At 68.0% G+C, this 17,299-nt stretch carries 19 protein-coding genes and 1 tRNA gene; 5 read left to right on the forward strand and 15 right to left on the reverse strand.

What is annotated here, in order from left to right:
* Positions 1 to 23: 23 nt before the first annotated feature.
* Together ACWPN8_RS33055 and pobA are read right to left on the reverse strand one after the other, a co-directional pair.
* Positions 24 to 380, reverse strand: a complete 357-nt coding sequence (locus ACWPN8_RS33055; RefSeq protein WP_492243855.1) for a Lin0512 family protein — start codon at positions 378 to 380, stop codon at positions 24 to 26.
* A gap of 119 nt (positions 381 to 499) precedes the next feature.
* Positions 500 to 1,729, reverse strand: a complete 1,230-nt coding sequence (gene pobA, locus ACWPN8_RS33060; RefSeq protein WP_492243856.1) for a 4-hydroxybenzoate 3-monooxygenase — start codon at positions 1,727 to 1,729, stop codon at positions 500 to 502.
* 161 nt (positions 1,730 to 1,890) lie between these two features.
* Here pobA and ACWPN8_RS33065 point away from each other — a divergent pair, with 161 nt between their 5' ends.
* The 3 genes from ACWPN8_RS33065 (at position 1,891) to ACWPN8_RS33075 (ending at position 4,684) form a co-directional block, all read left to right on the forward strand.
* Positions 1,891 to 2,871, forward strand: coding sequence for a helix-turn-helix domain-containing protein (locus tag ACWPN8_RS33065; RefSeq protein ID WP_492243857.1), 981 nt, complete (start codon positions 1,891 to 1,893; stop codon positions 2,869 to 2,871).
* A gap of 74 nt (positions 2,872 to 2,945) precedes the next feature.
* The gene (gene cysE, locus ACWPN8_RS33070; RefSeq protein ID WP_247873392.1) at positions 2,946 to 3,782 is read left to right on the forward strand and encodes a serine O-acetyltransferase; all 837 of its coding nucleotides are present in this window, start codon (positions 2,946 to 2,948) and stop codon (positions 3,780 to 3,782) included.
* Positions 3,783 to 3,916: 134 nt separating this feature from the next.
* Positions 3,917 to 4,684: a DUF3750 domain-containing protein gene (locus ACWPN8_RS33075; protein ID WP_492243858.1), complete on the forward strand. Its 768-nt coding sequence runs from the start codon at positions 3,917 to 3,919 to the stop codon at positions 4,682 to 4,684.
* Positions 4,685 to 4,745: 61 nt separating this feature from the next.
* On the opposite strand, the gene ACWPN8_RS33080 is transcribed toward ACWPN8_RS33075, so the two are convergent.
* From ACWPN8_RS33080 to hisG, 13 genes are all read right to left on the reverse strand, one after another.
* The gene (locus ACWPN8_RS33080; RefSeq protein ID WP_492243859.1) at positions 4,746 to 5,702 is read right to left on the reverse strand and encodes a glycosyltransferase family 2 protein; all 957 of its coding nucleotides are present in this window, start codon (positions 5,700 to 5,702) and stop codon (positions 4,746 to 4,748) included.
* A 383-nt stretch (positions 5,703 to 6,085) separates the two neighbouring features.
* Positions 6,086 to 6,161, reverse strand: a tRNA-Phe gene (locus ACWPN8_RS33085).
* 118 nt (positions 6,162 to 6,279) lie between these two features.
* The gene (locus tag ACWPN8_RS33090) at positions 6,280 to 6,531 is read right to left on the reverse strand and encodes a DNA gyrase inhibitor YacG (protein WP_492243860.1); all 252 of its coding nucleotides are present in this window, start codon (positions 6,529 to 6,531) and stop codon (positions 6,280 to 6,282) included.
* Positions 6,532 to 6,560: 29 nt separating this feature from the next.
* Positions 6,561 to 7,796, reverse strand: a complete 1,236-nt coding sequence (locus ACWPN8_RS33095) for a ribonuclease E/G (RefSeq protein WP_492243861.1) — start codon at positions 7,794 to 7,796, stop codon at positions 6,561 to 6,563.
* Positions 7,783 to 8,415: a Maf family protein gene (locus ACWPN8_RS33100; RefSeq protein WP_492243862.1), complete on the reverse strand. Its 633-nt coding sequence runs from the start codon at positions 8,413 to 8,415 to the stop codon at positions 7,783 to 7,785. The genes ACWPN8_RS33095 and ACWPN8_RS33100 overlap by 14 nt, the downstream gene beginning before the upstream one ends.
* A 25-nt stretch (positions 8,416 to 8,440) precedes the next feature.
* Positions 8,441 to 8,659: a translation initiation factor IF-1 gene (gene infA / locus ACWPN8_RS33105; protein ID WP_012977999.1), complete on the reverse strand. Its 219-nt coding sequence runs from the start codon at positions 8,657 to 8,659 to the stop codon at positions 8,441 to 8,443.
* Between the two features lie 157 nt (positions 8,660 to 8,816).
* Positions 8,817 to 9,995, reverse strand: a complete 1,179-nt coding sequence (locus tag ACWPN8_RS33110) for a lysozyme family protein (protein WP_492243863.1) — start codon at positions 9,993 to 9,995, stop codon at positions 8,817 to 8,819.
* A gap of 112 nt (positions 9,996 to 10,107) precedes the next feature.
* Positions 10,108 to 12,318, reverse strand: a complete 2,211-nt coding sequence (locus ACWPN8_RS33115; protein WP_492243864.1) for a hybrid sensor histidine kinase/response regulator — start codon at positions 12,316 to 12,318, stop codon at positions 10,108 to 10,110.
* A complete protein-coding gene (locus tag ACWPN8_RS33120; RefSeq protein ID WP_492243865.1) occupies positions 12,273 to 12,482 on the reverse strand; it encodes a hypothetical protein in 210 nt (69 codons plus the stop codon). The genes ACWPN8_RS33115 and ACWPN8_RS33120 overlap by 46 nt, the downstream gene beginning before the upstream one ends.
* Positions 12,483 to 12,685: 203 nt before the next feature.
* Complete coding sequence (locus ACWPN8_RS33125; RefSeq protein ID WP_109450592.1) at positions 12,686 to 13,153, reverse strand: arsenate-mycothiol transferase ArsC; 468 nt, start codon at positions 13,151 to 13,153, stop codon at positions 12,686 to 12,688.
* 16 nt (positions 13,154 to 13,169) lie between these two features.
* Positions 13,170 to 13,652, reverse strand: coding sequence for a UPF0262 family protein (locus ACWPN8_RS33130; protein WP_109450594.1), 483 nt, complete (start codon positions 13,650 to 13,652; stop codon positions 13,170 to 13,172).
* A 37-nt stretch (positions 13,653 to 13,689) separates the two neighbouring features.
* Positions 13,690 to 14,994: a histidinol dehydrogenase gene (hisD, locus tag ACWPN8_RS33135; RefSeq protein WP_492243866.1), complete on the reverse strand. Its 1,305-nt coding sequence runs from the start codon at positions 14,992 to 14,994 to the stop codon at positions 13,690 to 13,692.
* Positions 14,978 to 15,688 carry an ATP phosphoribosyltransferase gene (gene hisG / locus ACWPN8_RS33140; RefSeq protein WP_425290399.1) on the reverse strand — a complete coding sequence of 237 codons (711 nt, stop codon included), beginning with the start codon at positions 15,686 to 15,688 and terminating at the stop codon, positions 14,978 to 14,980. Before hisG ends, hisD begins: the two co-directional genes overlap by 17 nt.
* A 546-nt stretch (positions 15,689 to 16,234) precedes the next feature.
* Between hisG and ACWPN8_RS33145 the strand changes: the two genes are divergently transcribed.
* Together ACWPN8_RS33145 and ACWPN8_RS33150 are read left to right on the forward strand one after the other, a co-directional pair.
* The gene (locus tag ACWPN8_RS33145; RefSeq protein ID WP_492243867.1) at positions 16,235 to 16,435 is read left to right on the forward strand and encodes a hypothetical protein; all 201 of its coding nucleotides are present in this window, start codon (positions 16,235 to 16,237) and stop codon (positions 16,433 to 16,435) included.
* A 72-nt stretch (positions 16,436 to 16,507) separates the two neighbouring features.
* Complete coding sequence (locus ACWPN8_RS33150; RefSeq protein WP_109050373.1) at positions 16,508 to 17,287, forward strand: MetQ/NlpA family ABC transporter substrate-binding protein; 780 nt, start codon at positions 16,508 to 16,510, stop codon at positions 17,285 to 17,287.
* Positions 17,288 to 17,299: the final 12 nt, after the last annotated feature.

The raw sequence follows: 17,299 nt of genomic DNA on the forward strand, positions 1-17,299 counted from the left end.
CCGGGGCAGGGGACCCGGAAGGATCAGATGCCGACCTCGACCGCAGCGTTGACGACATAGATCTGCTCGTTGCGGTCGTTCTTGTCGGCCAGGAAGATGCCGCTCGGCGCCAGCATGCCGCCGCTGGTGACGTGGATGCTGACCACGCCATAGGGGAAGACGGCCTTCACCGCCTCATGGTCCAGCCGGTCGGCATCGGCCGGCACGGCGAGGTGGACGCGCACCTGCATTTTGCCGGTGTCGCCGTCCACCAAGGCCCGCATGCCCGGCATCGAGTTGCGCTCTATGGCGTTGCGCACGGCACGGACGGCGGCCTTGGTCACGTCCTGGCCGTGCAGATCCACCCCCATGCCGAGTTCCACGAACATCACCTGTTTCATCGCGCCCCTCTTCATCGCGTTGGGCCTTCCTGTCGGTTTCGGATGACGGGGATGATGGCGCGGACCCGCTGCGAGGGCCAGGGGGCGGCGGCGGATTTTCGGGGGGTGGAAGGCGCCGCTCACTCCATCGGCAGCCCGACGTAATTCTCCGCCAGCGCCGTCATGGCGGCGCGGGAATGGACGAGATAGTCCAGCTCGGCCAGATGCACCCGCTGCTCGAAGGGGGACTCCGTCTCGTTCCGGTGCAGCATGGTGGTCATGTACCAGGAGAAGCGCTCCGCCTTCCAGATGCGGCGCAGGCAGGTGGCGCTGTAGGCGTCCAGCGCCTCGGTGGTACCGGACTTGTAGTAGGCGGTCAGGGCGCGCGACAGCACCAGCACATCGGCGACGGCCAGGTTCAGTCCCTTGGCGCCGGTCGGCGGCACGATGTGGGCGGCATCGCCGGCGATGAACAGGCGGCCATGCTGCATCGGGTCGCAGACGAAGCTGCGCATGGCGATGATGCCCTTCTGGAAGATCGGCCCCTCGGTCAGGGTCCAGCCGTTGTCGTCCTCCAGCCGGCGGTGCAGTTCGGACCAGATGCGGTCGTCCGACCAGTTGGCGATGTCGTCCCTGGGATCGACCTGGATGTAGAGCCGCTGCACCTCCGGCGAGCGGGTGCTGAGCAGGGCGAAGCCGCGCTCGTGGTTGGCGTAGATCAGTTCGGGGTGCGACGGCGGGGCCTCGGTCAGGATGCCGAGCCAGCCGAAGGGATAGACCATCTGGTATTCGCTGCGGGTGGCGGCGGGGATCGCCTGCCGGCTCGGCCCGTGGAAACCGTCGCAGCCGGCGACGAAGTCGCAGCGCAGTTCCTCCACCGGCCCGTCCGGGCTGCGGCGGAAACGGACGCACGGCGCCTTGCTGTCCAGTTCGAGGAACTCCACGTCGGACACGCCAAACAGGATGGTGCCGCCATCCTCCAGCCGGGCGGAGACGAGGTCGCGGATCACCTCATGCTGGGCATAGACGGTGACGCGCTTGCCGCCGGTCAGCTCCGCCATGTCGATGTGGTGGCTTTGGCGGTCGAAGCGCAGCGTGATGCCGGAATGGAAATGGGCCTCCCGCATCATGCGCCCGCCCAAGCCCATGTCGTTCATCAGGTCGACCACCCACTGTTCCAGCACGCCGGCGCGGATGGTGCCCTCGATCTCCTCGCGGCTGCGGTGTTCGAGGATGATCGACTCGATGCCCTGGCGGTGGAGGAGGTGGGACAGGAACAGGCCGGCCGGGCCGGCGCCGATGATGGCGACCTGGGTTCGGGCGATTGGGGTTCGGGCGATTGGGGTTCGGGTCGATTTGGTGGGGTGCATGTCTCTCGCCCTCCTTGGGGACCAGGGGCAGGCGTGATTCTGCGAATTGTTTATCACGCCAATCATTGGTGTTCATGCTATTCCCGGGCAGGAGGGCCGGACATAGACGAACCGGCGAAAGGCTTGTACTTTTCAACGCCTGCCCGACGGAGCCCCGTGCGATGTCCGCCCATCTCGCTCCCAGCGCCGAACCCATTCCCCGCTATTGGCTGTATGGCGAACCGCCGGCTGTGCCGGAGCTGCGCTTCGTCCATATCGAGACGATTCCGGAGCGGATGCGCTTGTACAATTGGGAGGTCCGTCCGCATCGCCACGATGGGCTGAGCCATGCCCTGCTGGTCGGGGAGGGCGGCGGGCGGCTGACCGCGGACGGGGTGGAGGTGGCGTTCCGCGCCCCGGCGCTGATCGTCGTGCCGGCACAGGTGGTGCACGGTTTCCGCTTCGATCCCGGCACCGACGGGCATGTGCTGACCATGTCGGAGGGGTTCCTGGCCGGGGTGCTGGCGGCTGCACCGGAGGTGGAGCTGCGCGATGCCCCGGCCCTGCCGCAAGCCTGGAACCTCGAGGCCGGGTCGGATGGGGCGGCGGCGCTGGACCGCTGCTTCGCCGAGATCAGGCGGGAGTTCCGCGCCCACCATGTCGGCCGGGCCAGCGCCATCGCGGCGCAGGTGATGCTGCTGCTGGTCGCCGTAGCACGACTGGCGGCCGACCGGCGGCGGGACAGTGCCGACCGCGACGGGCAGGGGGTGTCGCCCGACCTCAGGCTGCTCGCCCGGCTGCGGCCGATGGTCGACGAGCGGTTCAGCCAGCATTGGCCGGTGGAGCGCTATGCCGCGGCGCTGGGCGTCACGCCGGGCCGGCTGAACGCCGCCTGCCGCCGGGTCACCGGCCTGTCCACCCTGCAGCTGGTGCATGCCCGGCTGATGCTGGAGGCGCGGCGCTCGCTGATCTACACCAGCCATGGCATGGCGGAGATCGGCTATGCCCTGGGGTTCGAGGATCCGGCCTATTTCTCCCGCTTCTTCACCAAGCGCGAGGGGCGGTCGCCGCAAGCCTTCCGCCGGGCGCATGGGGATGGCGGAACGGGAGGCAGCGTTGACGGGAACGGCCTTGACCGGACCGGGGGCGTCTCACCACAGTAACAGCCTTGCGTCCCATGGCGGGGATGCGGACCGATTCAATGCTTGGGCCCGGTTTGCGGGAAAGGGTGGTGGCGATGGACAGCCTGGACGTCACGATGCGCGAGCCGGCCGAAACGGTCGAACAGTCGCTGTGGCGCCGCCTGCGCGCCGACGCCGTCCGGGTGGCGGAGGAGGAGAGCGGGCTCGCCCCCTTCCTCTATGACGCGGTGCTGGCGCGCGACGGTTTCGGCCCGGCGCTGGCCGCCCTGCTGGTGCGCAAGCTGGCCGACCGCGCCATGCCGGAGGACCGGCTGGCCGCCGTGGTGCGCGACGCGATCGAGACCGACCCGGCCATCGTCGAGGCCGCCGCCGCCGACCTTGCCGCCATCCTGGCGCGCGACCCCGCCGCCGACGGCTGCCTGACGCCTTTCCTTTATTTCAAGGGCTACCATGCCCTGCAATGGCACCGCGTCGCCCACTGGCTGTGGCGGGGCGGCCGCCACGACCTTGCCCATTTCCTGCAAAGCCGGGTGTCGGAAGCCTTCGCCGTCGACATCCACCCGGCGGTGCCGGTCGGACGCGGCGTGTTCATCGACCATGGCACCGGCGTGGTGATCGGCGAGACGGCGGTGATCGGCAACGACGTGTCGATCCTGCAGAACGTCACGCTGGGCGGCACCGGCAAGGAGCATGGCGACCGCCACCCGAAGGTGCGCGACGGCGTGCTGCTGTCGGCCGGGGCCAAGGTGCTGGGCAACATCACCATCGGCGCCCATGCCAAGGTCGGCGCCGGCAGCGTCGTGCTGAAGGACGTTCCCGGCTGCGCCACCGTCGCCGGCGTGCCGGCCAAGGTGGTTGGCTGGTGCCGCGACGAGCCAGCGCCGGCGCTCACCATGGACCAGAGCCTGCAGCAGGGCGATTACAGCATCTGAGCAGCCGCGTCCGCGGCGCTGACCCTCCGCAATCACCGGAAATCCGCGGTCATTGTGCCCATATGGGCCGTGCCTATATGGAAAGCGGGCGGGAAGCCCGGAGCTGAGGGCAGGGCGCGAGGGCCGTGAGGGTGTTGCTGGCATTTCTGTTGACGCTGGTCCTGCTGCTGGCCGGGCCGGTGTTCCTGCTCGCCTCCGGCGCGGTGCCGACCGCCGTGGATTGGAGCCGCATCGACCGCAGCCCGGTCGGCCTCGCCCCCGATGCGGCGACGACGCCGGAGGCGGTGGTCCAGGTCTATGCCGCCCGCGTGCTGTCCTGGCGCGGCGCCTTCGGCGTGCATCCCTGGTTCGCCGTGAAGCCGGCCGGCGCCCGCAGCTACACGGTCTACGAGGTGATCGGCTGGCGCGCCTACCGTGGCCTGTCGGTGGTGTCCGTCAGCAACCGCGATCCCGACGGCCGCTGGTTCGGCGCCCAGCCGGCCCTGCTGGCGGAGTTGCGTGGCCCCGCCGCCGAAGCCGCCATTCCCAAGATCGCCAAGGCCGCCGCCGGCTATCCCTATGCCGGCGAGTACCGCGTCTGGCCCGGCCCCAACAGCAACACCTTCGCCGCCTGGGTCGCCCGTGCCGTGCCGGAGCTGCGGCTCGACCTGCCATCGACCGCGCTGGGCAAGGATTATCTCGGCCGCGGCCTGTTCGCGTGGGCGCCGAGCGGCACCGGCTGGCAGATCAGCCTGTTCGGCGTCGCCGGCCTGCTGCTGGCTCTGGAGGAGGGGGTGGAGCTGAATGTGCTGGGGCTGACCATCGGCATCGACCCGCTGGACCTTGCAGTGAAACTGCCGGGAATCGGACGGGTGGGATGGTTCGGGTCGGGGACCGTCGATGCGACGCAGGGTAAGTCCTGACTTGCGCCCGGCCATAAGGACCGCGCCCGCCGGTTGAGGGTGAGCGCGAAGCCCAAGGGAATTAGGGGGCCTTAGAGAAAGGAGCCCATGATTGAGCGGAGAAATAGGCGTCGGCAAAGCCGGTGCAGGAGGAAAATCGAGGCGGTAGTAAATCGAATCGAATAATTCCAATATTCTGCACGTAAATCTCTTTTGGATTTATGAAACGATGTTTATGGCGTGCCAGAAGCATGTGCCTGTTGCGGTGCTCGACCTCCTGAAAGAGGCGTTTCTTGTTCGGATCGGTATAAAGATCCTTGCTTCCGCCGCCAAAACGACTGAAATGGGGTATGCTGGTGAACGCCACTTTCAGCCCATGCGCGTTTGCCCGCATACAGTAATCGAGATCGTCATAAAGAAGAGGGGCAAAGCCCTCATCAAGAAGGCCGACCATATCCAATGCTCGTCGAGATAGGATCAGAGGCGAACGAATCACCATAGGGCATAATGTAACCATGGACTCGAACCGATTGTCCGAAGGCAATCGGAACCGTTTGGCGATGGTGTGAAGATAAATATAATGGTCGCCGTCGATTACCGGCGGGTCTGGAATATTGTCTAATGCTTCGATCTTGTTCGGTATCTGCCAGGAACTTTGTGGAGGGTTTTCAGAGCTTACGCAACGCACACCAATCTGTCCGACTCCACGACCGCTCAGAATGTCGATCCCATTGCTCTCCATGAAGTCGACACAGACATCAAGCCAGTCGGCTGCCAATATAAAGTCGTCATCCTGCACGATGGCGACCCAGTCTCCGGTCGCGGCAGCGATTCCGGCGTTGTTTGCACGAACCTCCCAGATGTCGTTGGTGACGATCAACCGGTCTGCATAGCATCCCAAAATCGCTTGAGTGCCATCAGTGCTTCCATCGTCGACCGCCACCAGTTCCGCGTCACGAGCGGATCGGCGAAGTTGATCGAGAAAAACATCAAGATAATGAGCTTTGTTGTGAACACTAAGAACGATGCTGGACTTCATGAGGATTTCCAGGAACAGGTCAATCGCGCTTATAGAAACAAAGCGGCATCCCAACAATAGGATAGGATCTGCGCTGTTGCAAACAGCCAGCGCAAGCCGCATCCCTGTCGGGCAAGCCCGTCGTCAAGCCGGCCGATCCGTCCCCGCTTTCGGCCGCGCCAACACTCCAATCACTGAACGGTCCAGCTTCGGCGTTCCAGATCGAGGAAACAGCGGTGATCAGAAGAGGCGTAGCCCTTCACCATGCCTGCCGCATGCTCGCAGGGCCGTGTCCAGCCCAGGCTACGCGTTCCGAAGTTCGTGGCCGGTACGCCAAAAACGGCGAAGAGCCTTTTCAGGCTCGCCTGCACCAACCAACCCGCTGAATTTAAAAGAAGGGAGGGTGGTGCCCAGGGACGGAGTCGAACCGCCGACACGGGGATTTTCAGTCCCCTGCTCTACCAACTGAGCTACCTGGGCATCTCGGCGCCGCTTGGTGGGTGACCGTTTCGGTCGGTGCGGCGCGTCGTGTGGGGCGCTTTTTAGAGAGGTTCGGACGGGCTGTCCAGAGGAAAATTCAAAAAATTTTCGACCCCGCTCACAGCCCCTCGTCGGGGTCGGATCCGCCGGGCACATCGGCGGTTTCCGGGCCTTCGATGCGGTAGACTCCGCCCAGCCAGCGCGACAGGTCGATGTCGGCGCAGCGCTTGGAACAGAAGGGGCGGGTGGCCGGCTCGGTGGGGCGGCCGCAGATCGGGCAGTTGGTGCCCGCCTTGGTGCCCGCCTGGGCCTGGGGCTGCGCATGGGGCTGGGAGCGCTGCGGTGCGCCGGGGGAGCGGGAGTCGGTCAAGGGAAGGCCTCCGTAACGAACTTAAGCAGTCAGGGCCGCAGCAGGGCCGCCAGCGGCGTGCCGCGGCGGGCCCGGGTCAGTTCGACCAGACCCAGTTTGGACATGCCATAAACTTGGGTCTGCACCGGGTCGCTTTCCACCGCCTGCGACAGTGCGGCCAGCACACGCTCGGCATCGCCGCGGCTGCGCATGTTGACGAAATCCACCACCACGATGCCGCCGACATTGCGCAGGCGAAGCTGGCGCGCGATCTCCGCCGCGGCGTCGAGGTTGACGTCCAGGGGGTTGCCGCGCTCCCCGGCATTCACGTCGACCACCGTCAGCGCCTCCGTCCGCTCGATCACCAGCGAACCGCCGAGCGGCAGCGGCACCCGGACGTCGAGCAACTCGGCAATCGCAGAGTCGAGGTCGCGCAGGTCGAACAGGCGTTGGGCGTCGGTGTGGCCGCCGAGGCGCGGCAGCAGGTCGGGGGCGTGGTGCCCGCACCAGTCGCGCAAGGCCGACAGCAGCGGCCCATCGCCGATCCTGATCCCGCCAGCGGGCGGCGGGTCGTCGACCAGGATGGCGGCCGGGGCGGCCGCCCCTTGCTCGATCAGGGCGCGGGTGGGGGCGTCGGGGCCGGGATGCAGCAGGCGCGGGGCGGAGCCGGCGCGGGCATCGTCGCGGATGGCGCGCCATTGCAGGTGCAGCGCCTCCAATTCGGCGGCCAGCAGATCGTCGGATACCTGGGCGGCGCCGGCGCGCACGATCCAGCCGGCGCCGGTGGCGAGCTGTTCGATGCGGCGGGCCAGTGCCGTCCGTTCCGGACCGGAGCCGAGGCGCTTCGACACCGCGATGTCACGGCCGAGCGGGGCATGCACCAGGAACCGGCCGGGCAGGGTGATGTCCATCGTCAGCGATGGACCCTTGGCCCCGGCGGCGTCGGCCTTCACCTGCACCAGCACCGGCTGGCCGGTGCGCAGCAGCGCGCCGATGGGGGCCGGCTTGGCGCCCGGCCGATTGGCGCGCGGTTGTGGGGAATCGTCGTCGAGGACGGGACGGCGCACGTCGGCCGCCGGCAGCAGGCCGGACAGGCTGTTCCCGAGATCGACGAAGGCGCCGTTCAGGCCGGTGGCGATGCGCTCGACCCGGCCGAGGATGATGGCGCCGAGCAGCGACGGGCGGCCGGCATGGTCGATGTGCAGGTCGGTCAGGCGGCCGTCGGTCAGCACCGCCGCCCGCGTCAGCGGGCCGTCGCGGTCGACCAGCAGCTCAAGCCTGCTCATCGGTCGGATGGGGGATCGGGGGGTGCGGGAAGCCGGCGCCGTGCAGCATGCCGGCGACCTCGTGCAGCGACAGCCCGACGACGTTGCTGTAGGAACCGCCGATCCAGCGCACCAACGCCCCCGCCCGGCCCTGGATGGCATAGCCGCCGGCCTTGCCCTTCCATTCGCCGGACGCGATGTAGGCGTCGGCTTCCGACCGGTCGAGCACCTTGAAGGTGACGTCGGTGCGGACCAGCCGGTCGATCCGGCGGTGACCGTCTCCGTCGGGCACCAGCAGCACGATGCCGCCGATCACCCGGTGCCGCCGGCCGGACAGCAGGGACAGGCAGCGTCGTGCCTCCTCCTCCCGTTCGGCCTTGGGCAGGATGCGGCGGCCACAGGCGACCACGGTGTCGGCAGCGAGAATCCACGAGTCGGGATGGCGCGCGGCGACGCACGACGCCTTCTCCGCCGCCAGACGTAGGGCGTGCTGGGGCGGGAGTTCGTCGCGCAGCGGCGTTTCGTCGAGATCGGCGGGATCGACCGCGTCGGGCACGATGCCGATCTGGCGCAGCAGGTCGAGCCGGCGGGGCGAGGCCGAAGCCAGCACCAGCCGGGGCGCCTTGGACGGGATCGTCACGGGGAACCGCGATGCAGCAAGGATGCTACTTGAACCGGAAGGTGATGCGGCCCTTGGTCAGGTCGTACGGCGTCATTTCCACATTGACGCGGTCGCCCGCCAGGACGCGAATCCGGTTCTTACGCATCTTGCCGGAGGTGTGCGCCAGAACCTCGTGATCGTTGTCGAGCTTCACCCGGAACATCGCGTTCGGAAGCAATTCGACGACGGTCCCGGAAAACTCGATCAGATCTTCCTTTGCCATAGGCCCTTATGTCCGTCCTAATAGTTTCGCGGCAATAACTGACCTTCCAAGGCCGCCGGGTCAAGGGGGATTCCCACCTCCGATGCGTTCGGCCGCAGCCATTCGCGCGGGGCAGCCCCGCGTTGCGTGCCGGAAATACCCCTCAACCCGCGTCCCGTCAGACCGACTGGTAGGGGTTGAGTGGCGATGCACCGCCTTCTTCCAGGCGGCGCGGCTGGTCCATCGCCTTGCCGATCGCCGCGAACATCTCGCGCTGGTCGATCTCCATGCGGCGGGTCAGGCGGCCGACGGTTTCCGCCGCACTGAGCGCACGGCCGCTGGATCTGTCGTGGAACAGGTTGTGATTCGCCTTCGCAGCACTGGGCAACAGGTCGGCGGCGACCGCGCCCGGTGTCGATTCGGCGGCTCGGATCAGCTTCGCCGCCCCGCCGGAGCCCAGAACATAGGCCATGCGGCTTTCCGATTCGCTGGCCGGGCGGCCCAGCCGCTTCTCCAGCGCCTCGCGCCCCTCGGCCAGATAGCGGGCGGCCATGCCGGCCGACAGGTCGACGTCGTGGCGAAGCTCCAGGATCTGGCGGCGGATCGCCGGATCCTTGACGCTGGACACCCCGTTGCGGACCTGGATGTGCGAGGCCAGCTCGCCCTGGCCATAGGCGGCGCCATGGCGGCGGAACAGGTCGAGCCAGGTCGATTCGAGGAACTGGAACGGGCCGGCGGCCGAGCTGCGGCTGTTCTTCGCCGCACTGTCCAGCCCGCTCTCCTGGGTCGCCTGGGCGAGGATGGCGGTGAAGCTGTGGCCCGACAGGCCGGCGACCTGCTGCGAGGCGACCAGCACCCGCGTGGCGGTCGGATCCTCGGCCGCAACGGCCTTCACCGCCTCCGCCACCTTGGCGGAGCTTGGGGCCGGTGAAGTCTGCGCCGGTGCCGCCGGCTTCAGACCGGGCAGGGGCGCGCGCGGCGCTGCGGTCTCCGCGGACGTGGAGTCGGAGGCCATCAGGACCGGCGCTTCGGGCTTTGCGGCGGGAACCGGCACTGTGCTGCCGTCGGCGAGGCGGATGGGGGTGACCGGCTTGGCCGCGGGCAGGGGAACCTGGGTCCCGTCGCCCAGCAGGATCGGGGCCGGCGGCTTTGAAGTCGGCAGGGGGGCGGCCGGCAATGGCGGGGTCTTCTGACCGTTCGCCGGCCGGCCGACCGGCACGGTCCCGGCGCCTGTCCGGGTGGACTGGACCAGCGTGTCGCGGAAGGACGGCTCGCCGACGCTGCCGTCGGTGAGCGCGGGGGAGGCGTCGGGCTTGCGCTCCGGAACGGGGGCGAGAGGGGGCTGCGCAACCTTCATGGCACACACTTCGCTACGGACCGGCCGAGCCTGCCGGGAGAAAGCCCCGTCTTTCCATGCCCCACGAGCGTGGGCATGGCCGGACGGATGCAGGCACTATAGCACCGACTCGTCAGCGATGTGCGATCAACTGTGGGCGCGGGGCGTCGTCCCCGGCCTCATCCCCGCCGGGGAACGGATGGCCGGCCAGCGGATCATCAGGCAGCGGATCGTCGGGCAGCGGATCATCGGGATGCGCGACGCGCGCCCAGCGGCCGATGGCGGCCAGCAGCTTGGATTTTTCCAGCGGTTTGGCCAGATGGGCGTTCATGCCGGCCTGCAGGCAGCGTTCGACCTCGATCTGCATCACGCCGGCGGTCAGGGCGAGAATCGGGATGCGGCTCACCGGGCCGGGCAGGGCGCGGATGCGACGGGTGGCCTCCAGCCCGTCCATCACCGGCATCTGCACGTCCATCAGCACGAGGTCGTAAGGCTGCTCCTGCACCGTGGCCACCGCGGCGGCGCCGTCGTCCACCGCGTCGACCCGATGGCCGGCCCTGGTCAGCATGGTCACCGCCAGATCGCGGTTCATCGCCAGATCCTCCGCCAGCAGGATGCGGGCGCTGGCGACGCCGGACTCGAGAGGGGACAGGATGGCGCTGTCGGGCTGGATCGCGGCGCTGCCGGCGGGCAGCAGAGGCAGCGAGAACCAGAAGGTGCTGCCGGTGCCGAGCTGGCTTTCCATGCCGATCTCCCCGCCCATCAGCTCCACCAGCCGGCGGCAGATCGCCAGCCCCAGCCCGGTGCCGCCGCGCCCGCGCTCCAGCTGGGTGAAGCGCTGGAACAGGTCGCGCTGCCGTTCGGGGGCGATGCCGATCCCGCTGTCGGTGACGGTGAAGGTGCAGATGCGGCCGCCGCCCTTGCTGCCGTCCTCGATCGCCTTCACCGTCAGGCGGACCGAACCGCGGTCGGTGAACTTCACCGCGTTGCTCAGCAGGTTCAGCAGGAGCTGGCGCAGCCGGTCGGGGTCGCCCATGACGAAGCCGCGGGCGGTGGCCGAGATGCCGGTCTGCAGCTCCAGCCCCTTCTGTTCCGCGGCCAGCCGGACGATGGCGACGCAGCGGTCGGCCAGATCGTCCAGCCGGAAGGGCACGCTGACCAGGTCGAGCCGCCCCGCCTCCAGCTTCGACAGGTCGAGCACGTCGTTGATGACGGTCAGCAGCGACCGTCCGGCATCCCGCACCTGCGAGGCGTAGCGCCGCTGTTCGGCGGTCAGCGGGGTTTCCAGCAGCATTTCCGCGAACCCGATCACGCCGTTCATCGGCGTGCGGATCTCGTGGCTCATGGTGGCGAGGAATTCCTCCTTGGCGCGGCTGCCGGCCCGCGCCTCCTCCATGGCGGAGCGCAGCTCCTGCTCGCGCTGCTTCAGGCGGCGCGACATGTTGTTGAAGGCATGGGAGACGACGCGGAATTCGTGGGGGGCGCGGTCCGCCTCGATCACGGTGCCGCCGCCGCCGTCGCCGATGCGGGTGGCCGCGGTGCCGAGTTCCCACACCCAGCGCAGGACCGAGGCGCGCAGCAGCACCCAAAGGGCGGTGACGCTGACCAGCGCCGCGATGGCGAGCAGGCCCAGGCTCTGCCACAGGTCGCGCCGGGCCTCCGCCAGGATCGGCCCGGTCGGCATGCCGACGGCGAAGACGGTGTCGGTCTCGTCCGAATGGCGGAAGGCCCACAGCCGGCCACGGCCGTCGGCGCTTTCCGCATCCAGCGTGCCGTCCTTCTCCTTCAGCATCTGCCGGATATGCGGCATGTTGCCGATGTTGCGGTTCAGCCAGCCCTCAGGATCGGGCTGGCGGGCGACGATCACGCCGTGGCGGTCCAGCACCATGACGCGGGCGTCCGGCTGCTTCATCACCTTCACCAGATCGGTCAGCCAGGTGAGGTCGACCGCCACGCCCATGACGCGGACGATCCGCCCATCCTCGATGATCGGGCTGGCGACGATGATCAGCGGCTTCAGCGAGCGCTTGCCGATGATGAAATCGCTGACCACCCAGCTTCTGGTGTCCAGCACGCGCTGGAAATATTCGCGTTCCCGCAGGGTGATGCCGGCACCGGGGCCGGTGGTGTCGCAGATGATGTTGCCGTCGGCGTCGGTCAGCCAGACGCCGGTGGTCCAGCGGTGCTGGCGCGGCATCGGCGCCAGGGTGGCGACGCAGGCGTCGGTGTGGTCCATCGTCGCGTTGCGGATGGCGGGCACCAGCGACAGCACGCCAAGCAGGTTGCGCGCCTCGCCGATCAGGTCGTGCTGGCGCTCCACCCCGTCGTCGGCCAGATGCTGCACCAGCTCTCGCGCCGCGTCGATGTGGTCGTCGAGCTGCTGGTCGGCGAGATAGAGCGTCCCCCCAGCGGCAGCGCCAGCGAGGCCAGCACCACGCCCATCAGGCGGGCGCGCAGGCTGCGCGGGCTGAAGGCGCGGAGCAGGCGGTGCATCGGACCTGCGGGCATGGATGACGGCTCTCCGCGGGAATGTTCGTCTACGCCCCCCGAGCCTAAGGCGGCTCAGGGTGCGTTGCGATGACACAGCTCAATAGCACTGGCGGGGACGCGAAGTGAACACGGAGCCGCGCAAAAAGTTGCAGAATACCAATTTTATTACCGACCATGCCGTGTGGTGGGCGATTAGACGGGGCGATTAGACGGGGTGACCGTCAGACGGTCGGCCCGCGGGACAGCGGGAAGCGCTGCTTCATCTTGGCCATCAGGCCGTCGCGGACCTGGCGGTAGGCTTCCAGCATGGCGTCGCGGGTGCCGTCGACCAGGGTGGGGTCGAAGGTGTTCCAGAACTCCACGTCGCAAGCCATGGTGCGCGTCATCTCGATGGCGCGGTGCTGTGCCTCCGGCGACAGCGAGACGATCAGGTCGAAGTTGGTGTCCTCCAGATCCTCGAAGGTGCGGCAGCGGTGCTTGGACAGGTCGATGCCGATCTCCTCCATCACCGCGACGGCGAAGGGATCGACCTCGTCGCCCTCGCGGACGCCGACGGAATCCACATAGACCCGCGTGCCGTGGTAATGGCGCATCATCGCCGCCGCCATCGGCGAACGGATCATGTTGTAGGTACAGGCGAACAATACGCTCGTGACCGGCAGAGGGGTGAGGACCGGGGTCGCCGCCATGGCCTTGCCCGGTCCGTCAGCCGCGAATGTGCAGGACGCAGATCAGCGTGAACAGCCGGCGCGCGGTCTGCAGGTCCATCTCCACCTTGCCGGCCAGCCGTTCGCGCAGCATCTCGGACCCCTCGTTGTGCAGGCCGCGGCGGCCCATGTCGATGGCTTCGATCTGCGACGGCGTCGACCGCTTGATGGCGGCGTAATAGCTCTCGCAGATCAGGAAATAGTCGCGGACGATCGACCGGAAGCCGGTGATCGGCAGCATCAGCCGGTCGAGTTCGCTGTTGTCCTCGCGCCGGACGTCGAAGACCAGCCGGTTGTCCTCGATCGACAGATGCAGGTGGTACGGCCCGTCCTCCGCGAACTCGCAGGGGCAGAACTCGTTGTCCTCCAGCAGGTCGAAGATGGCGACGGCGCGCTCATGCTCGACCTCCGGCTTGTGGCGGACGACACTCCGCTCGTCGAGCGTCACATGGGTGATGCGCCGCTTGCTTTTCGTCGTCACGCCCCGCCTCCCCCGCAGTCTTCAGTCTTTGTAGAACTTATTCTTTATAGTTTGGCAGCCGCTGGGCGACGGAGCGCGCATGCGCCTCCAGCCCCTCGGCCATCGCCAGCGTCACCGCCGCCGGGCCGATGGCCCGCAGGCTGTCGGCGTCGCAGGCGACGAAGGTCGTCCGCTTCATGAAGTCCAGCACGTTGAGGCCGGAGGAGAAGCGGGCGCTGCGCGCCGTCGGCAGCACATGGTTGGGACCGGCGACATAGTCGCCGATGGCCTCCGGCGTGTAGCGGCCGAGGAAGATGGCGCCGGCATTGCGGACCTTCGCCGCCAGCGCGTCCGGATCCTCGACGGCCAGCTCCAGATGCTCCGGCGCCAGCCGGTCGACCAGGGCGGGGGCATCGGCCATCAGGTCGCCGACCAGCACGATGGCGCCATGCTCGCGCCAGCTTTCGCCGGCGATTGCCGTGCGCGGCAGGGTCTCCAGATGCCTGTCCACCGCCGCGGCCACCGCGTCGGCGAAGGCGGCATCGTCGGTGATCAGGATCGACTGGGCCGAGGTGTCGTGCTCGGCCTGCGACAGCAAATCCATGGCGATCCAGGCCGGATCGTTGTGGCCGTCGGCGACCACCAGGATCTCCGACGGGCCGGCGATGCTGTCGATGCCGACGAGGCCGTAGACCTGCCGCTTGGCGGCGGCGACGAAGGCGTTGCCGGGGCCGACGATCTTGTCGACCGGCCGGATCGTCGCCGTGCCGTGGGCCAGCGCCGCGACCGCCTGGGCACCGCCGATGCGGTAGATCTCGTCGATGCCGCAGCGCTTGGCGGCGGCCAGCACCAGCGGGTTGATCGCCCCGTCCGGCGTCGGCACCACCATGACGACGCGCTCGACGCCCGCCACCTTGGCCGGCAGCGCGTTCATCAGCACCGAGGACGGGTAGGAGGCGGTGCCGCCCGGCACATAGAGGCCGACGGCGCCGACCGCCGTCCAGCGCGCACCCAGCCGCACGCCGGCGGCGTCGCGGTAGTCGGTGACCTCCGGGATCTGGCGGCGGTGGAAATCCTCGATCCGCTGGGCGGCGAGGTCGAGCGCCTCCAGCGTCTCGGCCGAGCATTTGGCCGTGGCCGCGTCGATCTCGTCCCGGCCGATGCGCAGGGTGTCGGCGGTCAGGGTCTGGCGGTCCCAGCGGGCGGTGTAGTCGATCAGCGCCGCGTCGCCGCGGCTGCGGACCTGCTCGATGACGCCCGCGACCAGCGTCTGGACATCCTCGCTGGCCTCGCGCTTGGCGTGCAGCAGCGCCTCGAAGCCGGCGGCGAAGTCCGCGTCGCGAATATCAAGCCTGACGGGCATTCACCGCCTCCCGGAACTTGTCGATCCACTGAGAAATCTCGGCCGTCCGCGTCTTGAAGGCGGCGCGGTTGACGATCAGGCGCGAGGTGACGTCGGCGATATGCTCCACCTCCACCAGCCCGTTGGCCTGCAGGGTCGAGCCGGTGGAGACCAGATCGACGATGCGGCGGCAGAGGCCCAGCGTCGGCGCCAGCTCCATGGCACCGTTCAGCTTGACGCATTCGGCCTGGACGCCGCGCGCGGCGAAGTGACGCTTGGTCACCTCCGGGTATTTGGTGGCGACCCGCACATGGCTCCAGCGCGACGGATCGTCGCTCTCCAGCATCTCCGCCGGTTCGGCGACCGACAGCCGGCAGGCGCCGATGCCGAGGTCGAGCGGGGCGTAGATCTCCGGATAGTCGAACTCCATCAGCACGTCATTGCCCGCCACGCCCAGATGGGCGGCGCCGAAGGCGACGAAGGTCGCCACGTCGAAGGAGCGGACGCGGATGATGCTGAGGTTCGGCACGTTGGTGGCGAAGCGCAGAAGCCGGCTCTTGTCGTCGTCGAAGGCCGGCTCCGGATGGATGCCGGCATGGGACAGCAGCGGGCGCAGCTCCTTCAGGATGCGGCCCTTGGGCAGGGCCAGCACCAGCTGGTCGTCGACAGGAACCTCGGCGGCCGGCAAGCCCAGGGCGCTGGTATCGGCGGACAAAACACTCTCCTCGCATCGCTCGCCGGGGCGGTGTGGGGGCCCCGGATGAACCATCGCCGCGATAGATAGCACATTCCGGGCGCCCGTCACCTGTCGCTGTCGCGACCGCGAGATTTAACGGGAAAAATATGCTCAATGAGGAATTTCACACAAACCGCAAAAATGGGTTTGACCAAACTCCATCAAAAGGGTAGATAAAAATCCATGGACGCCCCGCCGGGCATCCCGCGGCAATTTGACTTCTGCAGCTTGCGCCGCGTCACCAAACGCTAAAGCGCCACGATACCGGTCGTGGACCTCTTCAAGAAGGAGAGACCGGAATGACATCGCGAGTTTCCGCTCCCCCATCCGCGCTTCGGACCGCTTTTCCGGCCTGCATGATGCGCTCGGGCCTGTGTTGCCGCTGACATCGCGGCCCCAAGACACAGCGCCCATTCCGCACATCCGCCGATCCTGACCATCAGGTCCCGAACGCATCTGCGCCGCCGCCCCGCCATGACGAGGGCCGCCCGCGCGCCCAATCCCATCTGGGGGGAGCAGTCCGCCATGTCCCACGCCAACGCCTACGCCATCGAAGTCCAGGGCCGCTCCGCCGGCATCGTCGTCGCCGAACGCGGCGGCTTCACCTTCTTCGTGTCCGATTGGGCTTTCCGCGATCTCGACCGCCGTGTCTTCCGCAATGTCGGACAGGCCCAGCGCGCCGCCCACCAGCATTGCAGCCGGCTGCCCGACACCCGCCGCCGCTGAACCCCGATAAAAGCCCGCTGCCAAGAAACCCGCTCCAATAGCCCGCTGCTGAAAATCCTGAGGAAAGACCCGATGAAGCGTATCCTGATGTCGGTGGCCGTCGCCGCCGGCCTGCTGACCGCCGCGACCTCCGCTTTCGCCGCTCCGCTGAAGCTGGGCGTGTCGGCCGGCCCCTATGGCGAGATCCTGGAATTCACCGCCAAGCTGGCCGCCAAGGAGGGCATCGAGGCGCAGGTGATCGAGTTCACCGATTGGAACATGCCCAACGCGGCGCTCCAGGCCGGCGACATCGACGCCAACAACTTCCAGCACCAGCCCTTCCTCGACAATCAGGTCAAGCAGCGCGGCTACGACATCGTCTCCGTCGCCAAGAGCGTCGTGGTGCCGATGGGCGTCTACAGCAGCAAGGTGAAGGCGCTGGCCGACCTGAAGCCGGGCGCGTCGGTGTCGATCCCCAACGATCCCACCAACGGCGCCCGCGCCCTGTTCCTGCTGGCCAAGGCCGGCGTGATCGGGCTGAAGGAGGGCGCCGGCCTCAACACCACCATCGCCGACGTGGTGAACCCGAAGGGCATCAAGCTGGTGGAACTGGACGCCGCCCAGCTGCCGCGCTCGCTCGACGACGTGGATGCGTCGGTCATCACCCTCAACTATGCCGTGCTGGCCGGGCTGGAGCCGAAGAAGGCCCTGGTGCTGGAGGATGACCAGTCCAAGTGGAACCTGGTGTGGGCGGTCCGCAAGGATCGCATAGAAGACCCGACGATCAAGCGCTTCATTGCGCTGTATCGTTCGCCCGAAGTGCGGCAGTTTATCGAAACGCGCTTCAACGGTTCCATCATTCCGACGTGGTGAGGGAGGCTGGGG

Source organism: Azospirillum sp. UENF 112521, from assembly GCF_058780665.1.